Below are 26,000 nucleotides of genomic sequence, written 5' to 3' on the forward strand. Positions count from 1 at the left end.
GTCAGAGCTTCTCCACCGGCGCGTACCGCAGCAACAGCTTCTTCGGACGTTCGTCGCCGAAGTCGATCGTGGCCTGGGCGTCCGAGCCCGACCCCGTTACCGTCATCACGGTGCCCAGGCCGAACTGGTCGTGCGTGACGCGGTCGCCGACCGACAGGGCGATCACCGGCTTGTCGTTGCCGCGCCGCGTCGCGAAGCCCGAGGGTCCCGCCTTGGAGCGCGACGAGGACAGCGAGTTGCCGATGCCGCCGCCCAGCGACTTGCCCGACACCGGGCCCGCCGGGGCCGCCATCGGACCGGTCCGCTTCCACTCCAGGTGCTGGACCGGGATCTCCTCCAGGAAGCGCGATGCCGGGTTGTACGAGGGCTGGCCCCAGGCGCTGCGCATCGAGGAGCGGGTCAGATACAGCCGCTCGCGGGCCCGCGTGATACCGACGTAGGCGAGGCGGCGCTCCTCCTCCAGCTCCTTGACCTGGCCGAGCGCCCGCATGTGCGGGAAGACGCCGTCCTCCATGCCGGTGAGGAACACGACGGGGAATTCGAGGCCCTTGGCGGTGTGCAGCGTCATCAGCGTGATGACTCCTGAACCGTCCTCGTCCTCGTCGGGGATCTGGTCGGAGTCGGCGACCAGGGCCACCTTCTCCAGGAATTCCGCGAGCGTGCCCGCGCCCTCTTCCTCGCCGCGCTCCTGCTCGAACTCCAGGGCCACGGCGGCGAGTTCCTGGAGGTTCTCGATGCGGGTCTCGTCCTGCGGGTCGGTGGAGGCCTGCAACTCGGCGAGGTAGCCGGTCCGTTCGAGGACCGCTTCGAGGACGACCGCGGGGCCGGCACCGGAGTCCACGATCGTACGGAGCTCCTCCATCAGCGCGTTGAAGCGCTTGACGGCGTTGGCCGAGCGGGCCGCCATGCCGTACGCCTCGTCGACGCGGCGCAGCGCCTGCGGGAAGGTGATCTTCTCGCGCAGCGACAGGGCGTCGATCATCGCTTCGGCGCGCTCGCCGATGCCGCGCTTGGGCACGTTGAGGATGCGCCGCAGCGGGACGGTGTCCTCGGCGTTCGACAGGACGCGCAGATAGGCCAGGACGTCCCTGACCTCCTTGCGCTCGTAGAAGCGGACGCCGCCGACGACCTTGTAGGGCAGGCCGACCCGGATGAAGATCTCTTCGAAGACGCGGGACTGCGCGTTGGTGCGGTAGAAGACGGCGACGTCGCCCGCCTTGGCCTCGCCCTTGTCGGTGAGCCGGTCGATCTCGTCGGCGACGAACTGCGCCTCGTCGTGCTCGGTGTCGGCGACGTAGCCGGTGATCTGCGCGCCCGGTCCCGCGTCCGTCCACAGGTTCTTCGGGCGGCGGCTCTCGTTGCGCTCGATCACCGCGTTGGCGGCGGACAGGATCGTCTGCGTGGAGCGGTAGTTCTGCTCCAGGAGGATCGTCGTCGCGCTCGGGTAGTCCTCCTCGAACTGGAGGATGTTGCGGATCGTCGCGCCGCGGAAGGCGTAGATCGACTGGTCGGCGTCACCCACCACGCACAGCTCGGCGGGGGCCTGCGCCTCGCCGGAGGGGCCCACCAGCTCCCGTACCAGCGTGTACTGGGCGTGGTTGGTGTCCTGGTACTCGTCCACCAGGACGTGCCTGAAGCGCAGCCGGTAGTGCTCGGCCACGTCCGGGAAGGCCTGGAGGAGGTGGACCGTGGTCATGATGATGTCGTCGAAGTCGAGCGCGTTGGCCTCGCGCAGCCTCGCCTGGTACATCGTGTAGGCCTGGGCGAGCGTCTTCTCGAAGCCGTCCGCGGCCTGGCCCGCGAAGGTCTCCTCGTCGATCAGCTCGTTCTTCAGGTTGGACACCTTGGCGCTGAACGACTTCGGCGGGAAGCGCTTGGGGTCCAGGTCGAGGTCGCGGCAGACCAGCGCCATCAGGCGCTTGGAGTCGGCCGCGTCGTAGATCGAGAACGACGAGGTGAAGCCGAGCTTCTTCGACTCGCGGCGCAGGATCCGCACGCAGGCGCTGTGGAACGTCATGACCCACATCGCGTTGGCGCGCGGGCCGACCAGCTGCTCGACGCGCTCCTTCATCTCGCCCGCGGCCTTGTTGGTGAAGGTGATCGCGAGGATCTGGCCGGGGTGCACGCCGCGGGTCGCCAGCAGGTGGGCGATGCGGTGCGTGAGCACCCGGGTCTTGCCGGAGCCGGCGCCGGCCACGATGAGCAGCGGCGAGCCCGCGTGCACCACGGCGGCGCGCTGCTGTTCGTTCAGCCCTTCCAGGAGGGCCGCCGCGTCGATCGCCGGGCGCGGGGCGCCGCCGCGGTAGTACGCGTCACGGTCCGCGGGCGCGTCGAACCGGCCCTCGAACAGGTCGTCCGGCACCGGCTCCGGTGCGTGCTCATCAGGCAGCGCGGCGCCAGCCGCTCCGGTGGAGCCGATGCCTGCATCGGGGGGCGGCGGCGGGTGCTCCTCCTCGGAGGGCTGGAGGTCCGCCAGGAAGCTGTCGTCAAAGAGGCTGCTCATCGTCTCCCGAGTCTAGGCCGCCCCTCTGACACTCCGCCGCCGCCTTCGGAGAGACGGTTCACGACTACGCACCGTAAAGGTCACGGGAATGTATCGGGCCTGTCGGACATCAACCTTCCCAGGAGCCACGGGAGTTGGCTAGCGTGCCGCAGCAAGCCGGGGAACGCCCCCGTCCGGAACGCTCCGGAAGGAGGTGTCGGCCTTGCCCTCACACCGCAAGCCGCGCACTCGAATAGGCACTACCGCGCCCGCCCTGGGCGTGACGACGGCCGCGCTCGCCTCGGTGAGCCTGCTCGCGCAGAGCGCGGACGCCGCGCCCGCCGGGCCGAAGCCGAGCATCGAAGAGGTGCAGAAGAAGGTCGACGACCTCTACCGGCAGGCGGACCTGGCCACCCAGAAGTACGACGCGGCCAAGGAGGCGACGGCCACCCAGCGCGCGAAGGCCGACGCGCTGCTCGACCAGGTGGCGGCCGGCACGGCGAAGCTGAACGACACCCGGCGGGTGATCGGCAGCTATGCCGCGGCGCAGTACCGCGACGGCGGGGTCACCCCCACCATGACGCTGCTGTTCTCGGACGACCCGCAGGCGTTCTTCGACCAGAACCAGTTGATGGGCCGGCTCTCCGACGAGCAGCAGAAGACGCTGAGCAGCTTCGAGACGCAGCGCGCGGAGAACGCGAAGAAGCGGGCCGAGGCGAGCCGGAGCCTGGCCGCGCTGACCACCTCGCAGCAGACGCTGCAAGCGGGCAAGCAGGACGTGCAGACCAAGCTGGCCGCCGCCCGCACGCTGCTGTCGACGCTGACCGCGCAGGAGAAGGCGCGGCTCGCCGCGATCGAGAAGAAGAAGCAGGACGAGGCCAAGCGCAAGGCCGCCGAGCTGGCCGCGCAGCAGGCGGCGGCCGCCGCCAAGAAGAAGGCCCCGCCCGCCGGCCACGCACCTTCATCGCCCTCGTCGCCGTCGGCGCCCGCCACGACCAAGGCGGCCAAGGCCCTCGCCTTCGCCCGCGCCCAGATGGGCAAGCCGTACGTGTGGGGCGCGACCGGCCCGGCCTCGTACGACTGCTCGGGTCTTACGCAGGCCGCGTGGAAGGCGGCCGGGGTGGATCTGCCGCGCACCACCTGGGACCAGGTGAAGGTCGGCACCAGGGTCGCGACGGCCGATCTGCAACCCGGTGACCTGGTCTTCTTCTACGACGACATCAGCCACGTCGGCATGTACATCGGCAACGGCATGATGATCCACGCGCCGCACTCCGGGGCGTACGTACGCGAGGAGTCGATCTACTACATGCCGATCTACGGCAGCGTGCGGCCCGCGTAACCCCGGCGGTCGGGCCTCAGGTCCAGAGCAGCGCGATGAAGATGTTCGCGACGGTGAGGCCGCCGACCACGCCGAACGCGGCCTTCTCGACCTTCTCCTCGTCCCGCTTCACATAGACCAGGCCCAGGATCACGATCAGGAACGCGAGCTTCACGCCGAGCTTGACGGTGTTCAGGGTGTTGTCGTCGGCCTGGTTGAGGCCGACCAGGGCGACGCCGGTGACCAGCATGGTCAGGGCGCCGTGCAGCATCGCCGGGACGAAGCGGGCGGCGCCCGCGCTCATCGCCTTCATCTGCGTCAGGAATCCGCCGAGCAGCGAAGCGATGCCGATGATGTGCAGGCCGACGACGACCTTGATGAGTACGTCCATGGGCCGGAGCCTAATTCCCTCGTAGCAGGCGCCCTGCAGCGGGTGGGGCCCAACCGGCACTTCGGTCACAGCAGGCGCGCACCCTGCGGGCCATCGCCCCGGCTTCGGTCGAAGTCGGTCGCGCGGATGCCGGAAAGGGGCACTTGCCGTCATTACGCCGCTCGACCGTGTCGCCCAGGTTTAGCGTCCTCCACCAGGTGGCCGACTCCCCACCGCCGCCGCTTCCACCGGGCGGCTGTCGGTCACCACCGCCGAAAGATCCGGCGACGGGCCGTCCCCCTGTGCGGTCCGTCGTCGGGACGGCTCCCCTCCCCGGAGCCGCAGCGCGGAAGCACTGCCGTACGGAAGGACGTGAAGGCCCTCGTGGCTGCGCACCGAAAGCCCAAGCAGCATCCGCTCACCGGCCCCGCCGCCCGCACCGCCGCGACGCTCGCCCTGGCGTCGGCGGCCACCGCCACCCTCTTCGAGGGCTCCGGGCACGCCGAGCCGAAGCTCACCCCGGCGCAGGTCAAGGCCAAGGTCGACCAGCTGTACCACGACGCGGAGGTCACGACGGAGGCGTACGACGGCACGAAGGAGAAGGCGGACGCGACCGAGCGTTCGCTGAGCGAGCTGCGCGACGAGGCCGCCCGCAAGACCCAGCAGCTCAACACCGCGCGCAACGCGCTGGGTTCGCTCGCGGCCGCCCAGTACCGCAGCGGTTCGGTCGCCCCCGAGCTCCAGCTGATCCTCTCCTCGGACCCGAAGCAGTACCTGGACGACGCCGCGCTGGCCGAGCGCGCCGGGGACCGGACGGCGACCGCCGTGTCGGGGGTGCGGAAGCAGCTCGCCGAGCTCGACCAGCTGCACACGACCGCCGACGGAAAGCTCGCCGAGCTGCGCGGCCAGCAGTCCACGCTGAGGAAGCAGAAGAGCGACATCCAGTCGAGGATCACCTCGGCCGAGGCGCTGCTCGCCCAGCTCACCGCGCCGGAGCGGGCCGCCTACGAGGAGTCCGACGCAGCCCCCGCCGACACCCGGGCCAGCCGCTCGGCCGACACCCCGCGCGCGCCGATCGCGGCCCCCACCGACCGCGCCGCGGCCGCCGTCTCCTTCGCCTACAGCGCGCTCGGCAAGCCGTACGTGTGGGGCGCGACGGGCCCCTCGTCCTTCGACTGCTCGGGCCTGACCCAGGCCGCCTGGCGCTCGGCCGGGGTGCAGCTGCCGCGCACCACGTACACCCAGATCAACGCGGGCAGCCGGGTGCCGCGTTCCCAACTGGCGCCGGGCGACCTGGTGTTCTTCTACTCCGGGATCAGCCACGTGGGGATCTACGTCGGCGGCGGCCAGATGATCCACGCGCCGCACCCGGGGGCGCCGGTGCGGGTCGCGCCGATCGACCAGATGCCGTTCGCGGGGGCCGTGCGGCCCGCGTGACGCGGCAGTTGACGAACCGTCAGACCCCTTGCTCGGGTTCGACCTTGACGCCCGCGCCCATCTCCTTGGTCAGCCAGCGGAAGACGTCCGGGACCTGGGTCTTCCACACCACGCTCGCGTGGCCGCCGCCGTTGAGCTTGACCACGGTCACCGCGGTGGGCACCTTGGCGGCCTTCTTCAGGGCGAGCCCGTCGTTGTAGCCGTCGGTCTGCTCACCGGAGACGAACAGCGAGATCCGCGGCGGGGTCTTGGCGTGCTTGAGGATCCACAGCGGGTTGGTCTCCTCGCGCAGCTTGGGGTTCTTCGCGGCGATCGAGTCCTTCTCGGCGGCCGGGTCGTTGTAGCCGGACAGGTCGACACCCGCCCGGTAGCGGTCGGGGTGCTCGATGGCGAGCTTGGCGGCGCAGTGGGCGCCCGCCGAGTACCCGGCGACGGCCCAGCCTTCGGCACGGGTGTCGGCCCGGAAGTTGTCGGTGACCATCTTGCGGACGTCCACGCTCAGCCACGTGTCCGCGTTCACGACGCCGGGCACGTTCGCGCAGCCGGTGTCCTTGCCGTCCAGGAGCGTGGTGCGCGGCGAGACCAGGATGAACGGCGCGACCTCGCCCTTCTCCATCATCGGCGTGAGCTGCTCCTGCGTCTTCAGGGTGCCGAACCAGGCGCCTATCGACCCGGGGTAGCCGGGCAGCAGCTCGACGACGGGGAACGTCTTGTCCTTGTACGCCGGGTCGTTGTACTGCGGCGGCAGCCACACCGCCACATCGCCCTCGACCCCGGACACCTGCCCCTTGAGCGTGGTCTTCACGACGCCCTTGCCGACCTTGTTCGTGTACGGCTCGAACTTCTGCTTCACCTTGGGCTCGTTGGCCGCGTTCCTGCCGCCGGTGCCGTCGGGGCCGAGGTCGGGGGCGGCGTTCACGTGATTGCCGCCGCCCAGCAGGTCGTCCCAGGTGTCGTACAGGCCGTTGGCGTTGTTGACGAAGAGGAAGACCACCAGGATCGCGGTGACCTGGGCGAAGCCCAGCATGAGGAGCCGCGAGATCCAGCGCACGAAGGCCGGACCGCCGATTCTGGTCCACAGGACGAGCGGCAGCAGCAGGGCTGCCACCGCCGCGAGGATCGCGATCACGAGGAAGGGGGTTCCGGTCAGGCTCATCACGCACCCCTAGAGGGACGGCCGCGAACACCAGTTGCCCGGTTTACCAGCGTTTTACCAAAGGGTGACGCCCCGTGCCCTTCACTGCTCACCCCGTACGCCACCGGCGCCCGTGGCCTGCACGACCGCCGCGTCGCCACTCCCGCCATTGGGCCGCAGGCCGCCCTTGGCGTCCTTCACGTCCTTCGTGTTCTGTACGCCGCTGACCTGGCCGGACAGCCAGCGGAACACCTCCGGCAGGAGCGGCTTCCACACCACGTTCAGATGGCCGCCGCCGGTCTTCTGCACCCACACCTTGGTGGGATCCTTCGCGGCCTTGCGCAGCGCGAGGCCGTCCTCGTAGCCGTCGCCCGGCTGGCCGGTGAGGAAGAGCGAGGTCTTCGGCGGGTGCTTGGCGTGGGTCAGCATCCACAGCGGGTTGGTCTCGCGGCGCAGCGCCGGGGCGCCCGCCGTGATCGAGTCGGACTCGGCGGCCGGGTCGTTGTAGCCGGACAGCGAGATGCCCGCGCGGTAGCGGTCGGGGTGCTCGATCGCGAGCTTCGCCGAGCAGTGGGCGCCGGCCGATATCCCGGCGACGGCCCAGCCGTCCGCGCCCGTCTCGGCACGGAAGTTGTCGGTGACCATCTTGCGGACGTCCACGCTCAGCCACGTGTCCGCGTTCACGATGCCCGGCACATTGGCGCAGCCCGTGTCCTGCCCGGCGAGCAGCGAGGTGCGCGGCGCGACCAGGATGAACGGCTTGACCTCGCCGCCGGCCATCAGCGGCCGCAGCTGCTGGGTGGCGTCGAGGTTGATGAACCAGTCCCTGGCCGAGCCGGGGTAGCCGGGCAGCAGCTCGACCACGGGAAAGTCCTTGGCCTTGTACGCCGGGTCGTCGTACTGCGGCGGCAGCCACACGTACACCTCGCCGTCCGCCCCCGAGACCCGGCCGGTCAGATGCGTGACCTGGACGCCGGTGCCCATGCTGGAGTCGTCGACCGGGGCGAAGGCTTGCTTGACGCGGGGCTCCTTGGCGATGCTGCGCCCGCCGGTGCCGTCCACGCCGAGGTTGGGAGCCGCGCCGACGTGACTGTCGGTGCCGAGCAGGTCACCCCAATTGTCGTAGAGGCCGTTCGCGTTGTTGACGGCGACGAACACCACGACGACCGCCGAGGCCTGGGCGATGAGCACCATGAACAGCCGCACGGCCCCGCGCACCACGACCGGCCCGCCGACCTTGTGCCAGACAAGCAGCGGCACCAGAACGGCGAGCGCGGCCACCACGATCGCGGTGACGAAGAAGGGAGTTCCGGTCAGGCTCATCACGTCCGGCAAGAGTGACATGAGCGCGTCCGGGTTGCCGGTTTTGCCATGGTTTTACGAAGCCAAAACCGCCGGTCACCCCTGCACGGCGGCTCAGACCAGCCGGCGTGCCGTGGCCCAGCGGGTCAGCTCGTGACGGTTGGACAGCTGGAGCTTGCGCAGCACCGCCGAGACGTGCGACTCGACCGTCTTGACGGAGATGAACAGCTGCTTGGCGATCTCCTTGTACGCGTAGCCCCGGGCGATCAGGCGCAGCACCTCGCGCTCGCGCTGGGTGAGCCGGTCCATGTCCTCGTCGACCGGCGGCGCGTCCGTGGAGGCGAACGCGTCCAGGACGAAGCCCGCCAGGCGTGGCGAGAACACCGCGTCGCCGTCCTGCACCCGGAAGATCGAGTCGACCAGGTCGGTGCCGGTGATGGTCTTGGTGACGTAGCCGCGGGCACCCCCGCGGATCACGCCGATCACGTCCTCCGCCGCATCCGAGACGGACAGCGCGAGGAAGCGGACCGGGTTCTCGGCGGCCGCCATCATGGCCGCCGAGCGGCGCAGCACCTCGACGCCGCCGCCCCCGGGCAGGTGGACGTCGAGCAGCACCACTTCGGGGCGGGTCGCGGTGATCACCGTGATCGCCTGGTCGACGTCGGCGGCCTCGCCGACCACCTCGACGCCCGTGCTCTCGGTCTGGCCGATCTCCGCCTGGACTCCGGTGCGGAACATCCGGTGGTCGTCGACGAGGACCACCCTGACGTGGCGGCCTGTCGTTTCCTCGGTCATCCCTCTGCCCTCTCCATCTCCAGCTCGACCTCCGTGCCCCCGCCGGGCACCGAACGCAGCCTCGCCGTACCGCCGTTGCGCTGCATCCGGCCGATGATTGATTCTCGTACGCCCATCCGGTCGGCGGGCACCGCGTCGGGATCGAATCCGGGGCCCCGGTCCCGCACGGAGACGAAGACCGTGCGGCCCTCCACCTCCGCGTACACCTGGACGGCGCCGCCCTCGCCACCGTACTTGGCCGCGTTCACCATCGCCTCGCGCGCGGCCTGCATCTGCGCGGTCAGGCCGTCGTCCAGCGGGCAGTCGCCCACGACGACCACCTCCAGCGGGACGCCGTGCTTGTCCTCGACCTCGGCCGCCGCCTTCTTGACGGCCTCGGCGAGCGTCTCGGGTTCCTCTTCCTTCTCCTTGCCGGTGCCTTCCGGCTTGTACAGCCAGGCACGCAGCTCGCGCTCCTGCGCCCGGGCCAGGCGCCGCACCTCGCCGACGTTCTCCGCGTTGCGCTGGATCAGGGTCAGGGTGTGCAGCACCGAGTCGTGCACGTGGGCGGCGACCTCGGCGCGCTCCTGGGCCCGGATGCGCATCAGGCGCTCCTCGGACAGGTCCTGCGTCATGCGGACGAGATAGGGCCCGGCGAGCAGGGCGATGCCGGCGAGCACCGCGATCGCCGCCGTCAGTACGTTGCCGAGCTGTGCGGCCGAGCCGTTGACCACGACGAAGCCGGTGAGCCCGGTGCCGACCAGGGCGACCCCGGCGAGCCCCCGGGCCACCGGGAGCCACCGGCTGCGCCGGGCGCCTTCGGTCCAGCGCGCCCGGCGCGTGTTGTCGGCCTGCCGCCACACCAGGATGACGCCGACGCCGATGAGGATGCTGGGGAAGACGTACGGGTTGGCCCAGCCGCCGACGTCCACCTTGGACGCGAAGATCGCGGCGCCGAAGACCAGCGCGATCAGGGCGACGACCTGGCCCTTGTCGGGCTTGCGGAGTCTGCGCCGGCCGTCCGGGCTGACCTCGAACGCGGAGCGCGGCCCGGCCGTCGTACCCCCGAGGCCCAGCGGCACCACGAACCAGAACACCGCGTAAAGGAGCGCGCCCAGGCCGTTGATCGAAAGCAGCCCCAGGAACACCACCCGCACCCACACCACCGGGAGCCCGAGGTGCCCGGCGAGCCCGCGCGCGACGCCGCCGAGCATCCGCCCCTCGGCGGAGCGGTACAGCTTGCGGACCGGCGCTTCGTCGGCCTCGGTCGGCGACAGGCGGGGGGTGGCGACTGGCATGCCCCGATCGTCACACGGCCAGGGGCCCCCGGGCATCAGGGTTGGCCCCCAGGCTTCCCTGAGGACAACCCCCTCGCGTGGGGGAGGCCACCTCCCCCGCAGGGGGTGCTGATCTTGGCCCTTCAGGGATGAAATCAGGGTGAGGCCAGGGTCGGGGCGGGTGCCGTGTGCCGCGCGAGCCCGTCACCATGTACGTATGAGCACGCCGACCGAGACGCCCCAAGCGCCGCCCGATCCGGCCCCCGAGGCCCCGCTGCTGCGCCGCAGCAGCCGCAACAAGGTCATCGGCGGAGTCTGCGGAGGCCTCGGCCGGTACTGCGACCTCGACCCGGTGATCTTCCGGATCGCGCTCGGCGTGCTGTCCGTGACCGGCGGCCTCGGCCTGGTCTTCTACGGGTTCGCCTGGCTGATCGTGCCGTTGGAGGGCGAGGACGAGAACGAGGCCCGCCGGCTGCTCACGGGCCGGGTCGAAGGCGCGGCGCTGGTAGCCGTGCTGATGGCCCTGGCGGGCTGCGGAATCTTCCTCACCATGCTGAGGAACGGCTCGGTGATGACGTTCGCCGTGCTGCTCGCGCTGCTCCTCGCGGGCGCCGCCGTCTGGTCGCAGCGGCGCTCCACCACGCCCGCGGACAGCCCGCTCGACCCGGTGGCGGCCCAGGCCGTCGCGGACGCGCCGCCCGAGACGAAGGCGCCGCCCGCGCCGTCCCCGCCGTCCTGGTGGCGGGACCCGATCGTCAAGGACGGCACCACGGGCCCGGTCCCGGGCGGCTATCTGTGGGGTCCCGCGGACGCGGACGCGCCCCCGGTCTCCAAGGCGACCCGCAAGGCCGCGAACGCCGCGGTACGGGCGAGCCGGGGGCCGCGCCCCATCGGCGGCCTGATCTTCCTCACGGCGCTGCTCGCCTTCGGCGCCGGGCTCGGCGGCTCCTGGGACCACCAGCCGCTCGGCACCGGCCTGCAGATCGGGTTCGCGGCCGCGCTCGGGGTGTTCGCGCTCGGCCTGATGCTGAGCTCGTTCCTGGGCCGTACGGGGTTCGGCACGGTGTTCCTCGCGGTGCTCACGGCGGCCCTGCTCGCCGGGTCCGCGGCGCTGCCCAAGTCGATCGACTCGCACTGGACCCGGACGAACTGGACGCCCGCCGCGATCAGCGACGTACGGCCGGCCTACCACCTCGGCACCGGCGTCGGCACCCTCGACCTGAGCCGGCTCGCCGTGCCGCGGGGACAGACCGTGACGACGAGCGCGGAGGTCGGCGCGGGCAGGGCGAGGGTCGTCGTACCGAAGGACGTGACAGTGAAGGTGACCTTCGACATGGGCCTCGGCGACATCCGGCTGCCCGGCGAGAAACCGGACGACATCCAGGTCACACCGGGCCAGAAGCGGACCGCGACCCTGACTCCGCCCGCCGGTGCCAAGCCGGCCGGGACGCTCGAACTCCATCTCAAGGTCGGCGTCGGCCAGGCGGAGGTGGACCGTGCTGCGTCATGAGTTCCGCCCGGGCCGGCTCATCGCCGGGCTCGCGCTGGCCGCCACGGCCGTCCTGTTCGCGGGGGACGCGGCCGGACAGTGGAACACCCCCTCACCTGTGGCGATCCCGCTGGTCTGCGGCGGCCTCGGAATCGCCTCGCTCGTGAGCTGGATCGACTACGGGGTACGCAAGCGACGCCGGCTGGCGAGGAGCGCGTCGGCGGACAGCAACGGCGTCCCGGCCAGTACGAGCGGCAGCCAGGCCATCAAGTAGGCCAGGTCGTTGCCGTAGTAGTACGGGTTGGTCTGCCAGCTCACCGTGAGCCACAGGGAGAGCGAGATGAGCGCGCCGCCCAGTGCGGCGAGCCGCCCGAACAGGCCGAGCAGCGTGCCGATGCCGACGGCCAGCTCGCCGAACGCGATGGCGTACCCGAACCCCGCGGGGCTCTTCAGGGCGAGGTCCACGAGGGCGGGGACCGCGGAGCTGTCCCGCACGCCGCGCATCAGCTCGCCGATGGACCCGGTGCCGGTCGCGTGGAAGAACGCGCTGTCCGTGAGCTTGTCGAGGCCGGCGTAGATGAAGGTCACGCCGAGGAAGATCCGCAGCGGCAGCAGCGCGTACGTGCGGGCCGTGGCCTGCCAGCCCCGGGCCCGGTCCGCCCCGGTCCCCACCCTGGTCGCATGTCCATGTGCCATGGCTGATCCCGCCTCCATCCAATTCGCCTGTCACCAGACGATACGGACGAGGGGAACGGGTGTCTCATTCCCACCCCGGTGGGAACCGAGCGGCGCTGGCCCACCCACCCGCACGTGCAAGGGGTTGGATGGTTCGGCTCCTGGGGCTGCGCCCCAGCCCCCCTGCAGGGACTCCGTCCCCTGCACCGGCTTCCGGGGGCTCCGCCCCCGGAAGCCCCCGTTCGCGCCTGAACGGCGCTCGTCCTCAATCTCCCCCAAGGCCTTAAGGGCCAGGGGGGACCCCCATGACGGGCTGAAGATACCGGCACGGGCCAGCACAGATCCCGCTAGGGGCGCGGGGAACTGCGCGAGCACCACGTACGGTCCGCGGACGAAAGCGGGTCAGGGGCGCGGGGAACTGCGCGACCAGCCAGGCACAGCCCGCACCCGATCCACCACCAGCCGCAGCCGCTCCCACCCACCCCCGGAGGCCACGCGGCGGAGCCGCAGAGTGTTGCAGCGGGAAGGGGCGGGGAGGGGCCACCGGGGTCTGGGGCGGAACCCCAGGGGCTCCGCGTCTCAACGCGGGGCAACGGGTGGGCGGGTGGGCAGACCCCCCTACTCGGCCACTTCCACGTGCACCCCGTTCGTCTCCACCCCCGCCGCCGTCACCACTCGGACCTCCACCCGCCCGGCCTCCACGTCCACCGGCACCGGCACCGTCAGCACCCCGTCCGTCGGGTTCGCGAAGCCGCCCGGGACGGGGATCAGGGGGACGTGGACGTGGACCGCGCCGATGCGGACCACCATGCGGGCCAGCCGGTCCGGCGTGCCCGCGCCCGGCGGCACGAAGCCCGCCCCGCGGATCTCGATGTCCTCCCCGGTACGGATCGGCGCGTCCAGGTCCCCCGCCTCCCGGGCCCGTACGACGGAGAGCACCACCGGACGGCCCCCCTCCGCGTACTTCCCCGCGAAGTACGTCACCGCGGAGATCAGCACCAGGACCGCAAGACCCCATGGCAGGTCCGGGAGCCGGTCCGGGCGGCGGGCGAGGCGTACCGCCGCGAACAGCACCCCGACCAGCGTCACCACCACGTACTGCGCGTCCGCGAAACTGCCCCGCCCCGCGTCGTCGGCGAGCAGGTCGGCCCCGCGCGGCCGGTCGGCCCGCACCTTCTGCAACCGCTGCCCGTGGATGCGTACCGTCACGACCCGGCGGACCACCACCGCGATCAATGACACACAGAACACGACCGCCAACAGGGCGCCGCAGCGGGCCAGTTCGAGACCGCGTAAGACCGTCTCGCGCTTGGCCGGGTCGGCCGCCGCGGCCAGCCGCAGCGCGAGGAACAGTGCCGCGAAGGCCGCGAACAGGACCCAGGCCGCCGCGACCGCCCGCGAGGTGGAGAGGCGGTTGTCCTCGCCGAGTACGGGCGCCAGGAGGCCGCCGCGCGAGCGGTGGAAGTACGCCGTCGCCGTCAGCAGGGCGGCAGCCGTCAGCGCGGAGAGGAGCCCGGCGGTGCGGGCCGCCGTCCAGCCCGCACCGATGGCGGTGGCCGCCTCGGCGAGGGAGAGGGCGAAGACCCCGCCCCACACCGTCGCCAGCGTGCCGCGCCAGACCCGTTCGGGCCAGGTGCGGCCCGCCTCCCGGCCGCGTTCGGCGACCACCCGCGCGGATTGGGTCAGCTCGTCCGAGACCCACTGGCGGGACGCCACGGCGGAGTGGGCGAGGGCCGCGGGCAGCCCCTCGCCCGCGGCGAGCCCGTCCCGCTTGGCGAGGAACGCCGCCACCGCACGGCGGTGCCCGTCCCGCGCACCGTGCGCGCAGTCACCGCCGCATTGCCGAGCCTCCTGCACTGCCACCGGGAACTCCGTCCGTGCGCCAAACCCCTTGAACCGTCAGGGAATTGTCGCGCACCAAAACCGCCCGGCGGTCGGCGCTGCCTGGCCGGGCGGGTGATTGACGCACCATCAAATTGACGTACTACGACAGGAGTTCGGGCTCCGCGCGGCTGACCTGCCGCCACAGCGGCTGGTAGTTGATCCACGCCACGAGATCACTGCCGAGCTGATCCCGGGTCGCCACCGCGTCCCGCCGGTCGATGAGTACGGGCTTGCCGGCCGCCCGCGCCGCGAGCTGCACCCGCGCGCAGCGCTCCATCGAGATGAACCACCAGGCCGCCGCGTCCACCGAGTCCCCCACGGTGAGCAGCCCGTGGTTGCGCAGGACGACCGCCTTGTACGAGGCGAGCGCCGCCGCGATCCGCCGGCCCTCCTCGGCGTCCACGACCACCCCGGTGTAGGCGTCGTACACGGCGTGATCCTCGAAAAAGGCGCAGGCTTCCTGCGTGTACGGCTCGACGAACTCGCCCAGGGCCGCGAGCGCCCGCCCGTACGTCGAGTGCGTGTGGACGACGGCGACCGCGTCGGGGCGGGCCCGGTGCACCTCGGCGTGCACGGTGAACGCGGCCTGGTTGACGTGGTGGCCGCCCTGGACGACCTGCCCGTCCCCGTTGACCAGGACCAGCTCGCCCGCCGTGACGTGCGCGAACGGCACCCCGAACGGGTTCACCCAGTAGCAGTCCGCCAACTCCGGGTCCCGCGCGGTGACATGGCCCGACACGCCTTCCTCGTACCCGAACCGGGCGAAGAGTCTCAGCGCGCCCGCGAGCCGCTCCTTGCGGTGCTGCCGCTCCTCGGCGGGGCTTTCGTGCACGGGCGGCAGATCGAACCGCAGCTGGTCCACCGGTATCGGCTCGGGCATCTCAGTCATGGCCGGAAGCTACCTCGCGTTACCGCAGGTGAACAGAGTCGTGCGGGAGTCCGCCCACAACGACGACGGCGCCGCCCCCGCGAGGGGCGACGCCGTCCGTACAGCCGTGGGGGCTACTCCCACTCGATGGTGCCCGGGGGCTTGCTCGTCACGTCGAGGACGACGCGGTTGACGTCGGCGACCTCGTTGGTGATGCGGGTGGAGATCTTCGCGAGCACGTCGTACGGCATCCGCGTCCAGTCCGCCGTCATGGCGTCCTCGGAGGAGACCGGGCGCAGCACGATCGGGTGGCCGTAGGTGCGGCCGTCGCCCTGGACGCCGACGCTGCGGACGTCCGCGAGCAGGACCACCGGGCACTGCCAGATCTCGCGGTCGAGGCCCGCCGCGGTCAGCTCCTCGCGGGCGATCGCGTCGGCCTCGCGCAGCAGGTCGAGGCGGTCCTTGGTGACCTCGCCGACGATGCGGATGCCGAGGCCGGGGCCGGGGAACGGCTGGCGCTGGACGATCTCGTCCGGCAGGCCGAGCTCCTGGCCGACCATGCGGACCTCGTCCTTGAACAGCTTGCGCAGCGGCTCGACGAGCTCGAACTCGATGTCGTCGGGCAGGCCGCCCACGTTGTGGTGCGACTTGATGTTCGCGGTGCCGGTGCCGCCGCCGGACTCCACGACGTCCGGGTACAGCGTGCCCTGCACCAGGAAGGCGACCTCGGGGCCGTCCTCCTGGAGGATCTCCAGCTGCGCCTGCTCGAAGACGCGGATGAACTCGCGGCCGATGATCTTCCGCTTGGTCTCCGGGTCGGAGACCCCGGCGAGCGCGGTGAGGAAGCGCTCCTGCGCGTCGACGACCTTCAGCTGGACGCCGGTGGCGGCCACGAAGTCCTTCTCGACCTGCTCGGTCTCGCCCTTGCGCATCAGGCCGTGGTCGACGTACACGCAGGTCAGCTGCGAGCCGATGGCCTTCTGTACGAGGGCCGCGGCGACCGCGGAGTCCACGCCGCCGGACAGGCCGCAGATCGCGCGCTTGGTGCCGACCTGCTCGCGGATGAGGCCGACCTGCTCCTCGACGACGTTGTGCGTCGTCCAGGTCGGCTCGATGCCCGCGCCGCGGTAGAGGAAGTGCTCCAGGATCTGCTGGCCGTGCGTGGAGTGCAGCACCTCGGGGTGGTACTGGACGCCGTACAGCTTCTTCTCGTCGTTCTCGAAGGCGGCGACCGGGACGACGTCGGTGGAGGCCGTCACCGTGAAGCCCTCGGGGGCCGCCGAGCAGGCGTCGCCGTGCGACATCCACACCGACTGCTCGGCCGGGGTGCCCTCGAAGAGGGTGGAGCCGAGCTTGGAGACGGTCAGCGGGGTGCGGCCGTACTCGCGGGCGCCGTTGTCGTCGACCGTGCCGCCCAGCGTCGTCGCCATCAGCTGGAAGCCGTAGCACATGCCGAAGACCGGCACCCCGGCCTCGAAGATCGCGCGGTCCAGGCGCGGGGCCCCCTCGGCGTACACGGAGGACGGGCCGCCGGAGAGGATGATCGCCTTGGGGTTCTTGGCCAGCATCTCGGCCACGGGCATGCTGCTCGGGACGATCTCGCTGTAGACCCGGGCCTCGCGGACGCGGCGGGCGATGAGCTGGGCGTACTGCGCGCCGAAGTCGACAACCAGGACGACGTCCGGGTTGCTGTCGGGCGCGGCTGCGGAGGGTGCTGCTGGCACGGGTGGCGGCCTTCCGGCGGTGGGAGGGGGTCGGTTTTGTCGATTCTACCGGGGCGCACGGGTCCGGGTTCGTCTCACCATCCGAACCCGGATTGGCCCGCCTCCCGGGCGTCGGTCCATACTGGGCCCATGCGCAAGCACCAGACCTTCGTCTTTACCTATGGCACCCGGCCCGCCGGACGCCACAGGTCGTGCTGCTTGAGCAACTGACAAGCGAACTTCCACTGAGCGCCCCGGGCCGACAAGGCCCGGGGCGCTCAGTGGTTTCCGGTCCTTGCCGATCCGGGGCGCCGCACCGAATTCCGAGGAGCCCCCATGAACACGTCCGTCACCGAGAAGACCGGCGCCCGCACCGACGAGGCCGCCGCCGTGATCACCGGCGCGCGCGAGCGCATCGACGCGCTGGACGACCACATCATCGGCCTCGTCCAGGAACGCATGGCCGTCTCGGCCGTCATCCAGGAGTCCCGCATCGCCTCCGGCGGCCGCCGGGTCAACCTGAACCGGGAGATGGAGGTCCTGGCCCGGTTCCGCGACGCCCTGGGCAAGCCCGGTACCGCGCTCGCGATGACGATGCTGGAGCTCTGCCGGGGCCGCATCTGAGTTCGGTCGCTCCTCACCCGTACGGCGCCGTGACCGTCCCCGGCCCGGCTTCGTTGGTGGGGTGTCCGTGCCAGCCAGGGGCGGGCCCGAAAAAACCACGCGTGGCTCCGCTGGGGCGTGTGACGCACCTGCAAGTGCGTCGTGGGACCTCGCTCCAGTGTGCGTGACCGGACGGCAGGGGACAGCGGCCCGGTCACCCCATAGGGGCGGCCGGTTCCGGGGACGCCCGGGGCCGGCCGCATCCCGGGTCGAAACGGTCGCGCCGGGCGCGGCCCGTCCAGTACGGCGCAAAGAGCAAGTCCCTCACCCCGCACCACCGTTGCCACTGGCCCGACACCACGCGCGCCCCGCACGCGCCGGGTCGGCCACCCTGTCGCACCCGGACCAGCGGCGCACCCCCCGGCGCCGCCCTGCGGCACCGACGCTGCCCTGACGTCGGTGCTGACGGCCCAGGGCCCCGCCGGTCATCACGTACGCATCGGCTGTACGTGGCGGCCGGCGGGGCCCTTCGTCCGGTCGGCCTTCGTTCGGTCAGCGGGTGAGGATGTAGCAGGTGCCGATGCGATTCGAGGGCCTGTTCCAGTCCCCCTCCGGCGGCCACTCAAACCAGTACCTGCGCTCCTCGACACCTTCCGAGCGCCATGCGGACCGCATGGCCCGGTACGGGGCCGAGCAGCTGTCGCCCATCTGCGCCTTGAGGTTCTTGTCACCGGGGTACGCGTTACCCGTCAGCTCGGTATGGGCGAAGACGCGCCCGTCGCGAGGGTGCCCGCAGTCCATCTTGACCACATAACCCCAACTGGGCATGCCGGTACCGAAGTCGACACAGTCACCCGTCTTGGTGCCCTTCAGCGGCACGACCGATCCCCCTGCGGGCAGAACCTTGTCGGCGGACGGTACGGCCGACGGCGCCGAGGTGCCGTAGCCGTCGAGCGCGAGCTTCACCTTGAGCCCGCTCACACCGGCGAGCACGCTGTCGGTGTCCTTGCTCAGCAGGGGCGACAGGTCAGTCTCCGCGGCGGCGAGCCGACCGGCGGCGTCCGTGGTCACCGTCATCGGGAGCCGGGTCCTCGGATTGGTTCCGCTGAGCCCGTCCTCGATGACGGTGCTGTGTAGCAGCCCGTACGCCGCTCGCGCTTCGAGGCCGGTGCGGTAGCGGCGACCGCCGTCGGGCAGCACCTCCTCCTTGACCTCCTTCACGTTGGAGACGACTTCGAGCAGCGTGCCGCCGAAGGCCACCTCGCTGCCTCGCCGCGTCTTGATCGTGTTGGCGGTGTTCTCGGTCGGGTCGAGCTCGAAGGTGTCCGCCGCGTCGTACCGCAGCCAGTAATCCGCCGTGGCCGAGTGATAGTTGACGTTCTGAGGGTCGATGACCAGCCGGGCCGCCTGGTCGGTCTTGCGACGGTGGGAGTCGACATTGCCCAGCGCCTTCGCCGCCCCCTCCGGGAACCCCTCCCCCACGCTCCAGCCCAGCGAACCGTCCGCGCGGCCGCCCGCGAAGTCCAGTTTGCCGGTGGTTTTCAGGACCGCGTCCGCGCCCTTCGCCGAGAAGGTGACGGCCTGGGTGAACGTCGCGTTCTTCGCCGCCTTGGTCTGGCCCAGCGCCGCGTACGGGCGGGCGTCCAGGGGCTTGGAGAAGACCGGGTGGGTGGGCGAGACGCTGGGTGCCGCCGGTTTCGCGGCCGGGGCGGACGGGCCGCAGGCGGTCAGGAGCAGCGCTCCTGACGCCGCCGCGACATCGGCCACCACGGTACGGGTTCTCATGTCAACTCTCTATGTCTGCAAGGGAGTTCAGGACCATGAGGTTCAGCGCGAAGGGGCCGGGAGCGAGAGGGTCACGTGCGGCTGACCAGGCCGCAGCCCTCCGGGCGGTCCTGCTTCAGCTCCCTGCTGCGGTCGTACGGGTCGACGGCGGAGCCGCTCGGAGAGGGACCCGAGGGGGTCTCGTCGGCGAACTCGGGGTGCAGATAGCCGTCGTAGAGCGAGCACTGCGAGTTGGCGATGTCGTCGTCGTAGTTGACGATCCAGAGCTTTCCGGCGGTGGACCGCATGACGGACGGGTCGGAGACCTGGACGTCGAGGATCCGCCGCACGATCGTGCGGGCCACCTCGTCCGAGCCCGGCGCCGCCTTCACCAGCGGGTAGACGAACGTGTAGTCGGCGTGCACGACGACCCCGCTCCGGGCGTCCTTGCTGAACGTCATCCGGCCGCGGGTCTTGACCACGTCCCCGACGAGCCTGACCTTCTTGGGGTCGAACCGGCTGAAGAAGTTCAGCGGGTCGTGCTCCTTGTCCGGCTTGGCCAGGGCGGTGGTGAAGCGGCCGAGGACGTCCTTCTGCAGCGGGTCGATGAGCGCGAGGGCTGCCTCGGGGCGGTCGCCGCGCAGGGTCGCCGGGTTCAGGTCGGCGTCGATCAGGAGGTCGCCGGTGCGGGTCAGGGCCACGGCCACCTGCTCCTTGGAGAGCCCGCCCAGAGCGGTGGCCTCGGGCAGCTCGATGCCGGCGGCGCCGTCCGCGTACTGCACGGCGGGCGAGCCGCGGAACGGCTCCTTCAGGGTGGGGTGGTCCGGGTCGGAGAAGGACGGGGCGGCCGTGGGCGCCGCGGTCTCCGGCGGGAGCTGGGCCGTCGCCGTGCTGTCGGAGCTGTCGCCGCCGGTCACCAGGGACAGCGCGCGGGACGGGTTCAGCGCGACGAGGAGGACGCCCGCGGCGGCGAAGACGCCGAGCACGCCCCACATGCGGCGCCTGCGCCCGGCCCGCCCGTTCATCTCCTGCCAGGCGGGCCCGGTGCGCCAGCCCTCCGGTTCGGCGGGGCGCTTCTTGCCCTTGCGTCCGCGGGCCTGGCCCTCGGCGGCCTCCTGCTCCTTGCGCAGCCGCTCGGTCACCATCCGGGCCCGCGCCGAGGGCTCCTTGGGCGCGGACTTCCTGATGTCCCGCTCGGTGTCGCGGACGAACTGCTCCCAGATCTCGTCCGGCAGCGAATCGTCGCCCGACGACCCCTTCGAGACCGGCGGCTTCTCGCTCACTTCTGGTGACCCCTCTTGACATGTCCTGTGCGGCACACGCCGCGGCAGCGGTTCGACATGCGGAGCCGCGCGATGGTTGCCGCCGGGGAGGGGTGGCGTGGATCACATAAGGATTTCGTGAAGGCAGGACAACCATTCACAGGAGTCACAGGTCATGCATGCGGAACCAACAGCCTCGCCCGTGTTCTGTTCACGCCGGCGGGGCTCCACCAGGTCTCCGCATACGCAAGAGGCGCTGCACTCGGAGGGGGGTGCAGCGCCTCTTGGCGTGTGCGGCGCTATCCGTCCGACTTCGGCGGGACCGCCGGCATCCCCAGGAACGGCAGCTTCAGGGCGCCGAACGCCTCCGCCGGGACCGCCGGGGACTTCGGCTCGACGGGGGCGAGCCGGACGTAGGCCGCGCCCTGCGCGGGACGCGGGTCCTCCTCGCCCTTGTTCGGCCAGAGCGACATCGCGCGCTCGGCCTGTGCGGTGATCGTCAGGGACGGGTTCACGCCGAGGTTCGCCGAGACGGCCGCGCCGTCGACGACCGAGATGCCGGGGTGCCCGTACAGCCGGTGGTACGGGTCGATCACGCCGGTCTCGGCCGAGTCGCCGATCGGGCAGCCGCCCAGGAAGTGCGCGGTGAGCGGGGTGCCCATGAGCTCGCCGACGTTCGAGCCCGCGAAGCCGTTGATCTCCGCGGCGATCGCCGTCGCGCCCTCGGTGGCCGCCCGGATCTGCTTGGGGTTGGGCGCGCCGTGGCCCTGCTCCGCGGTCAGCAGACCCTTGCCGACGCCGTCCGGCTTGAGATGGGTGGTGAGCGAATTGTCGAGTGACTGCATGACCAGGCCGATGATCGTTCGCTCGGACCAGCGGTGGTTGCTGATCGAACGTGCGAGGAGCAGCGGGTGCTTCGCCGCGTTGCCGAGCCAGTTGCGCACCCGGTTGACCCCGTACGGCACCTGGAGGATCGACATGCTGCCCATCGCGTTCGAGCCCTTGCCGTAGCGGACGGGCTCGATGTGGGTGTTCTCGTCCGGGTGGATCGAGGAGGTAATCGCGACGCCCCGCGTGAAGTCGACCCTGGGCGCGCCGTGCTGCCTGCGGTAGCGCCGGCTTGTGGTCTGCGCGCCGACGAGCGCCTCGGAGTTGGTCCGGGTCAGTTCGCCCAACTTCTTGGATATGTACGGGAGTTGGCCGCCCGCCTTCATGCGGTGCAGCAGGGTCTGGGTGCCGTAGGTGCCGGCCGCGATGACGACACGGCGGGCGGTGAAGAGCCGGCCCGCGGAGTTCTTGCGGTCGGTCGGCAGGGTGGCGACGGCGTGGCCGCCGCGCGAATCGCCGGTCACCGAGACGACGGTCGTCATGGGGTGGACGACCGCGCCTGCCTTCTCGGCGAGGTAGAGGTAGTTCTCGTTGAGGGTGTTCTTGGCGCCGTGCCGACAGCCCGTCATGCACTCGCCGCACTCGGTGCACGCCTTGCGGGACGGACCGGCCCCGCCGAAGTACGGGTCGTCAACTGCCGTTCCGGGATTGGTCTTTGACATACCGTCGGCGTCCTGGCCGTCGCCGAAGAAGACGCCGACGGGCGCCATGTGGAAGGTGTCGCCGACGCCCATGCGCTGGGCCGCCGCCTTGAGGTGGACGTCGGAGGGCGTCATCGTCGGGTTGAGCCGCACCCCGAGCATGCGCCGCGCCTGGTCGTAGTACGGCGCCAGCTCGTCCCGCCAGTCGGTGATGTCCTTCCACTGCGGGTCGTCGAAGAACTGCTGGGGCGGCACGTAGAGGGTGTTGGCGTAGTTGAGGGAGCCGCCGCCGACCCCGGCGCCGCCGAGCACCATCACGTTGCCGAGCAGGTGGATGCGCTGGATGCCGTACAGGCCGAGCTTCGGCGCCCACAGGTAGTTCTTGATGTCCCAGGAGTTCTTGGGGAGCGTGGCCGGCGTGAAGCGGCGGCCCGCCTCCAGGACGCCGACCCGGTAGCCCTTCTCGGTGAGCCGCAGCGCCGTCACCGAGCCGCCGAAGCCCGAGCCGATCACGACGACGTCGTAGTCGTAGTCGTGGCCGCCCCCGCCGTCCTCGTCCGGTTTCTGGGCTGGGGGTACCTGGGACATGGCTCTCCTCGTGCACAGGGGCGGACTGGTCTCGGTGGGCTAGCGCAGGCGCAGGGCCTTCATCGCCTTCAGGCTGCGGCTCATGAAGGCCGCGTACTTCTCGTCGTCCATGCCGAAGGACGGGGCAAGCGGGAGGATGCGCTGCTGGGCGATGGTCTGGGCCTCGGTGTACTTGAGGATGCCCTCGGAGCCGTGCCGGCGGCCGAGGCCGGAGTCCTTCATGCCGCCCATCGGCGACTGGACGCTGCCGTACGCGGGCGCGTACCCCTCGTTGATGTTGACCGTGCCGGTGCTCAGCTTCGCCGCCACCTCGTGGCCGCGGCGCGAATCCTTCGTCCACACCGAGGAGTTGAGGCCGTACGGCGTGCCGTTGGCCTGCTCGATGACCTCGGCCTCGTCCTTGAAGCGGTAGATCGAGACGACCGGGCCGAAGGTCTCCTCGGTGCACACCGCCATGGGCGCCTCGACGCCGTCCAGGATGGTGGGCTCGTAGAAGAGCGGGCCGATGTCGGGACGGGCGACGCCGCCCGCGACGAGCTTGGCACCCTTGGCGACGGCCTCCTCCACGTGCCGGGTGACGGTCTCCAACTGGCGCTCGCCGACGAGCGAGCCCATGTCCGCTCCGTACGCGAGTGATCGACCGAGCCGCATCGCCTTCGTACGTGCGGCGAATCGATCGACGAAGGCGTCGGCGATCGATTCGTGAACGTACAGTCGCTCGATCGAGATGCAGAGCTGTCCGGCGGAGGAGAAGCAGGCGCGGACGGCGCCTGCGGCGGCCTTCTCCACGTCGGCGTCGTGCAGCACGAGCATGGCGTTCTTGCCGCCCAACTCAAGGGAGACGCCGACCAGTCGGGCCGCGGCGCCCTGGGCGACCTCGCGGCCGGTGCGGGTCGAGCCGGTGAAGGAGACGTAGTCGGCGTGCTTGACGACCTCGGGGCCGACGACCGGCCCGTCCCCCAGGACGACCTGGAAGACCTCGGCCGGAAGGCCCGCCTCGATCAGCAGGTCGCGCGCCCACAGGGCGGTCAGCGCGGTCTCCGTGTCCGGCTTCATCACGACGGCGTTGCCAGCGACGAACGCGGGCAGCGCGTCGCCCACCGACAGTTCGAGGGGGTAGTTCCAGGGCGCGATCTGCCCGACGACCCCGCGCGGCTGGCGCAGCTCGGTGACCTTGGTCAGAGTGGGCACAACTCCCGTGTGCCGCTTGGGCTTCAGATAGGCCGGGGCCTTGCGCCCGTAGTGCCGGGCGGCGACCGCGACGGCCTGCACCTCTTCGTGCGCGTGGAGGCGGGCCTTGCCGGTCTCCAGCTGGATCAGGTCGAGCACCTCGGCCTGGCGGGCGAGCACCAGGTCGTGGAAGCGGAGCAGTACGGCGGCGCGGGCGCGGACCGGCGTCGCGGCCCAGGCGCGCTGCGCCGTGCGGGCGCGCGCGAAGGCCTCGGCGACGTCCTCGGGCGTGGACTCGGGCAGGTCGGCCAGCTTCTCCCCGGTGAACGGGGTGTGGTTGGCGGTCCGTCCGGAGCCGGCCACACCCCGGGTGAGCTGGGCGACCAGCTGGCTCGTGACCACATCGGCGGCGGTGCGCGCGCCTGCTGGGGCCGGGGCGACCGGGTTGGTGCCGGCGGGCTTGAGGGTGGTCGTGGGCGAGGCCTGCGAGTCCGTCATGGGGCGAGCGTATGCCTGGCGGGGCACTTTCGGTACCCGTCGGTAACGGGTTTTCGGACCCCGGGTAACCCCGCCAGCGATCACTGGCCACATAACCGCTGATCAGCGACTTACGGCCGCCGGGGCCCGAATTGCTCTACAGGTCGTGGATCTTCAGCCCGTCCGCGACCTGAGCGAACAGCCGCTCGCCGTCCTGCTCCGCCTTGCCCGCGGCGGGCATCGACACCCGCAGCCGCCAGTAGGCGGAGCCCTCCCCGGGCACGAGCAGCTCGTGGTAGCGGTAGCGGGTCGGGGCGGGGTCGGAGGAGGCCGAGTTCGGGGTGTAATCGGTGACGATGTCGTACGCCTGCTCGCCCTGGTGCTGGACGGTGGTGGTGGTCACCTTGCCGTCGGTGAACTCGGTGCCGTTCTTGCCGCCCTTCTCGTAGTACGTCTTCCACGCCCCGGGGTCGCCGGGCAGCGTGTTGTGGGTCTTGTCGGTGGCCGGGTCGAGCCGGTCGGCGTAGATCTGGAAGACGGCGCTCGGGTCCTTGTAGGTGACGTTGTCGCCGTCGGTGCCCTGGGTGCGCGCGTAGTCGTCGGGGACCGCGACGTCCGCGTGCAGCACCTCGTTCTCGGGCCGCACCTGCCAGCCCGCGGGCAGCCCGCCGCCGCCGAACGGATTCGCCAGAAGCAGCACGAGCGCGCCCGCCGCCACCAACACCCCGCCACCGAGCCCGAGTTGGGCCCCTCGGTTGCCGACGAACACCGGTGGCACCCAGCGGCTACCGCCGGTGGGTGACCCGTCGCCCGCGTACAGCCGGGTCGCCGCGAGCGGGGCCGGGGCCGGGTTCGCGGCCGGTTCCAGCGTCGCGCGTATCTCGGCGGCGCTCGGCCTGGCCGCCGGGTCCTTGCGCAGGAGCTGCATGACGAGGGTGCCGAACGCGCCGGAGCCGCGGGCGGGCACCTGCGGTTCGGCGGAGAGCACCGCCTGGAGGGTGGCCGGGGTGTTGCTGCGGCGGTAGGGGGACACGCCCTCGACGGCCGCGTACAGGACGACGCCGAGCGACCAGAGGTCGGACTCGGGGCCGGGGCGCTGGCCGAGGACCCGTTCCGGGGCGATGAATTCGGGCGAGCCGACGAACGCGCCGGTCTCGGTCAGGCCCTGCTCGCCCTCGACCTGGGCGATGCCGAAGTCGGTGAGCACGACCCGGTCACCGCGCCCGAGCAGCACGTTGTCCGGCTTGACGTCGCGGTGCAGGACGCCCGCCTCGTGCGCCGCCGACAGCGCGCCGAGCACGGCGAGGCCGATCCTGGCGGCCTCACGCACGTCGAGGGTGCCTTCCTGGAGCCGGTCGGCGAGCGACTGGCCGCGCACCAGCTCCATGACGATCCAGGGCTTGCCGTCCTCCATGACGACGTCGTGCACGGTGACCACCGAGGGGTGGTCGATGCGGGCGGCGGCGCGGGCCTCGCGCTGCATGCGCAAGTGGACGTTGGCCCGCTCGCGCTCGCCCACGTGGTCGGGCACCCGGGGTTCCTTGACCGCGACGTCGCGGTCGACGACCTCGTCGCGGGCCCGCCAGACCGTGCCCATGCCGCCGTGCCCGAGCCGTCCCACCAAGCGGTAGCGGCCGCCGAGCAGCCGCCCCGTGCCGTCGCCGACGCCGTCGGCCGGTTGCTGCTGCGTCGGCGCGTACGGCTTCGGCTCGTATGCCGTCTGCTGCGGTACCGGAGCGGGCTCCGGGGGCCGCAGGCCGTAGCTGGTGGGCTCGTTCGCCCGTCCCCCATCGTCTCTCATGTTCACATCCTGACGAACGGCGCCGCATGGTGCTACATCGGGCCATGTGCAGATGCACACCCGTGACAGAAGCAGGCGGGGCCGGGCGG

Annotated in this window: 19 protein-coding genes; 4 read left to right on the forward strand and 15 right to left on the reverse strand. The window is 71.4% G+C overall.

All coding sequences use genetic code 11. The annotated features are described in order from the left end of the window. Position 1: 1 nt before the first annotated feature. Positions 2-2,503, reverse strand: coding sequence for a DNA helicase PcrA (gene pcrA, locus OHA17_RS15755; protein ID WP_406507192.1), 2,502 nt, complete (start codon positions 2,501-2,503; stop codon positions 2-4). 202 nt (positions 2,504-2,705) lie between these two features. Between pcrA and OHA17_RS15760 the strand changes: the two genes are divergently transcribed. After that, positions 2,706-3,824 carry an NlpC/P60 family protein gene (locus tag OHA17_RS15760; RefSeq protein WP_406507193.1) on the forward strand — a complete coding sequence of 373 codons (1,119 nt, stop codon included), beginning with the start codon at positions 2,706-2,708 and terminating at the stop codon, positions 3,822-3,824. A gap of 16 nt (positions 3,825-3,840) precedes the next feature. On the opposite strand, the gene OHA17_RS15765 is transcribed toward OHA17_RS15760, so the two are convergent. After that, on the reverse strand, positions 3,841-4,194 hold the full coding sequence (locus OHA17_RS15765) for a hypothetical protein (RefSeq protein WP_406507194.1): 354 nt from the start codon (positions 4,192-4,194) through the stop codon (positions 3,841-3,843). 363 nt (positions 4,195-4,557) lie between these two features. Between OHA17_RS15765 and OHA17_RS15770 the strand changes: the two genes are divergently transcribed. Next, positions 4,558-5,610, forward strand: coding sequence for an NlpC/P60 family protein (locus OHA17_RS15770; RefSeq protein ID WP_406507195.1), 1,053 nt, complete (start codon positions 4,558-4,560; stop codon positions 5,608-5,610). 19 nt (positions 5,611-5,629) lie between these two features. Here the strand turns inward: OHA17_RS15770 and OHA17_RS15775 are convergent, their stop codons facing one another. The 4 genes from OHA17_RS15775 to OHA17_RS15790 all read right to left on the reverse strand — a co-directional run bounded on the left by OHA17_RS15775 (position 5,630) and on the right by OHA17_RS15790 (position 10,119). Further along, the gene (locus tag OHA17_RS15775) at positions 5,630-6,766 is read right to left on the reverse strand and encodes an alpha/beta hydrolase (protein ID WP_406507196.1); all 1,137 of its coding nucleotides are present in this window, start codon (positions 6,764-6,766) and stop codon (positions 5,630-5,632) included. A gap of 81 nt (positions 6,767-6,847) precedes the next feature. Then, positions 6,848-8,068, reverse strand: coding sequence for an alpha/beta hydrolase (locus OHA17_RS15780; protein WP_406510730.1), 1,221 nt, complete (start codon positions 8,066-8,068; stop codon positions 6,848-6,850). A 93-nt stretch (positions 8,069-8,161) separates the two neighbouring features. Continuing rightward, positions 8,162-8,842 (reverse strand): response regulator transcription factor, encoded by a 681-nt coding sequence (locus OHA17_RS15785; RefSeq protein ID WP_053728328.1) that lies wholly within the window; start codon positions 8,840-8,842, stop codon positions 8,162-8,164. After that, positions 8,839-10,119, reverse strand: coding sequence for a PspC domain-containing protein (locus OHA17_RS15790; RefSeq protein ID WP_406507197.1), 1,281 nt, complete (start codon positions 10,117-10,119; stop codon positions 8,839-8,841). Before OHA17_RS15790 ends, OHA17_RS15785 begins: the two co-directional genes overlap by 4 nt. Positions 10,120-10,315: 196 nt before the next feature. Between OHA17_RS15790 and OHA17_RS15795 the strand changes: the two genes are divergently transcribed. Next, a complete protein-coding gene (locus tag OHA17_RS15795) occupies positions 10,316-11,608 on the forward strand; it encodes a PspC domain-containing protein (protein WP_406507198.1) in 1,293 nt (430 codons plus the stop codon). Between the two features lie 156 nt (positions 11,609-11,764). On the opposite strand, the gene OHA17_RS15800 is transcribed toward OHA17_RS15795, so the two are convergent. The 4 genes from OHA17_RS15800 to guaA form a co-directional block, all read right to left on the reverse strand. Next, the gene (locus tag OHA17_RS15800; protein WP_406507199.1) at positions 11,765-12,283 is read right to left on the reverse strand and encodes a DoxX family protein; all 519 of its coding nucleotides are present in this window, start codon (positions 12,281-12,283) and stop codon (positions 11,765-11,767) included. A gap of 597 nt (positions 12,284-12,880) precedes the next feature. Next, the gene (locus OHA17_RS15805; protein ID WP_406507200.1) at positions 12,881-14,125 is read right to left on the reverse strand and encodes a hypothetical protein; all 1,245 of its coding nucleotides are present in this window, start codon (positions 14,123-14,125) and stop codon (positions 12,881-12,883) included. A 121-nt stretch (positions 14,126-14,246) separates the two neighbouring features. Further along, complete coding sequence (locus tag OHA17_RS15810; protein WP_398875641.1) at positions 14,247-15,035, reverse strand: class II aldolase/adducin family protein; 789 nt, start codon at positions 15,033-15,035, stop codon at positions 14,247-14,249. A 113-nt stretch (positions 15,036-15,148) separates the two neighbouring features. Then, on the reverse strand, positions 15,149-16,738 hold the full coding sequence (gene guaA / locus OHA17_RS15815) for a glutamine-hydrolyzing GMP synthase (protein WP_406507201.1): 1,590 nt from the start codon (positions 16,736-16,738) through the stop codon (positions 15,149-15,151). Between the two features lie 315 nt (positions 16,739-17,053). Between guaA and OHA17_RS15820 the strand changes: the two genes are divergently transcribed. Beyond that, entirely contained in the window at positions 17,054-17,341 is a 288-nt protein-coding gene (locus OHA17_RS15820; RefSeq protein ID WP_053730345.1) for a chorismate mutase, read from the forward strand. A 531-nt stretch (positions 17,342-17,872) separates the two neighbouring features. Here OHA17_RS15820 and OHA17_RS15825 read toward each other — a convergent pair. The 5 genes from OHA17_RS15825 to OHA17_RS15845 all read right to left on the reverse strand — a co-directional run bounded on the left by OHA17_RS15825 (position 17,873) and on the right by OHA17_RS15845 (position 25,911). Next, the gene (locus OHA17_RS15825; RefSeq protein ID WP_406507202.1) at positions 17,873-19,105 is read right to left on the reverse strand and encodes a hypothetical protein; all 1,233 of its coding nucleotides are present in this window, start codon (positions 19,103-19,105) and stop codon (positions 17,873-17,875) included. Positions 19,106-19,176: 71 nt separating this feature from the next. Then, positions 19,177-20,367, reverse strand: a complete 1,191-nt coding sequence (locus tag OHA17_RS15830; protein WP_406507203.1) for a hypothetical protein — start codon at positions 20,365-20,367, stop codon at positions 19,177-19,179. A gap of 278 nt (positions 20,368-20,645) precedes the next feature. Next, entirely contained in the window at positions 20,646-22,463 is a 1,818-nt protein-coding gene (locus OHA17_RS15835; protein WP_406507204.1) for a GMC oxidoreductase, read from the reverse strand. A 39-nt stretch (positions 22,464-22,502) separates the two neighbouring features. Next, complete coding sequence (locus tag OHA17_RS15840) at positions 22,503-24,131, reverse strand: succinic semialdehyde dehydrogenase (protein ID WP_398875646.1); 1,629 nt, start codon at positions 24,129-24,131, stop codon at positions 22,503-22,505. Positions 24,132-24,267: 136 nt separating this feature from the next. Next, on the reverse strand, positions 24,268-25,911 hold the full coding sequence (locus tag OHA17_RS15845) for a serine/threonine-protein kinase (protein WP_406507205.1): 1,644 nt from the start codon (positions 25,909-25,911) through the stop codon (positions 24,268-24,270). Positions 25,912-26,000 lie beyond the last annotated feature (89 nt).

It is taken from the genome of Streptomyces sp. NBC_00212, from assembly GCF_045206365.1.
Taxonomy (GTDB): domain Bacteria; phylum Actinomycetota; class Actinomycetes; order Streptomycetales; family Streptomycetaceae; genus Streptomyces.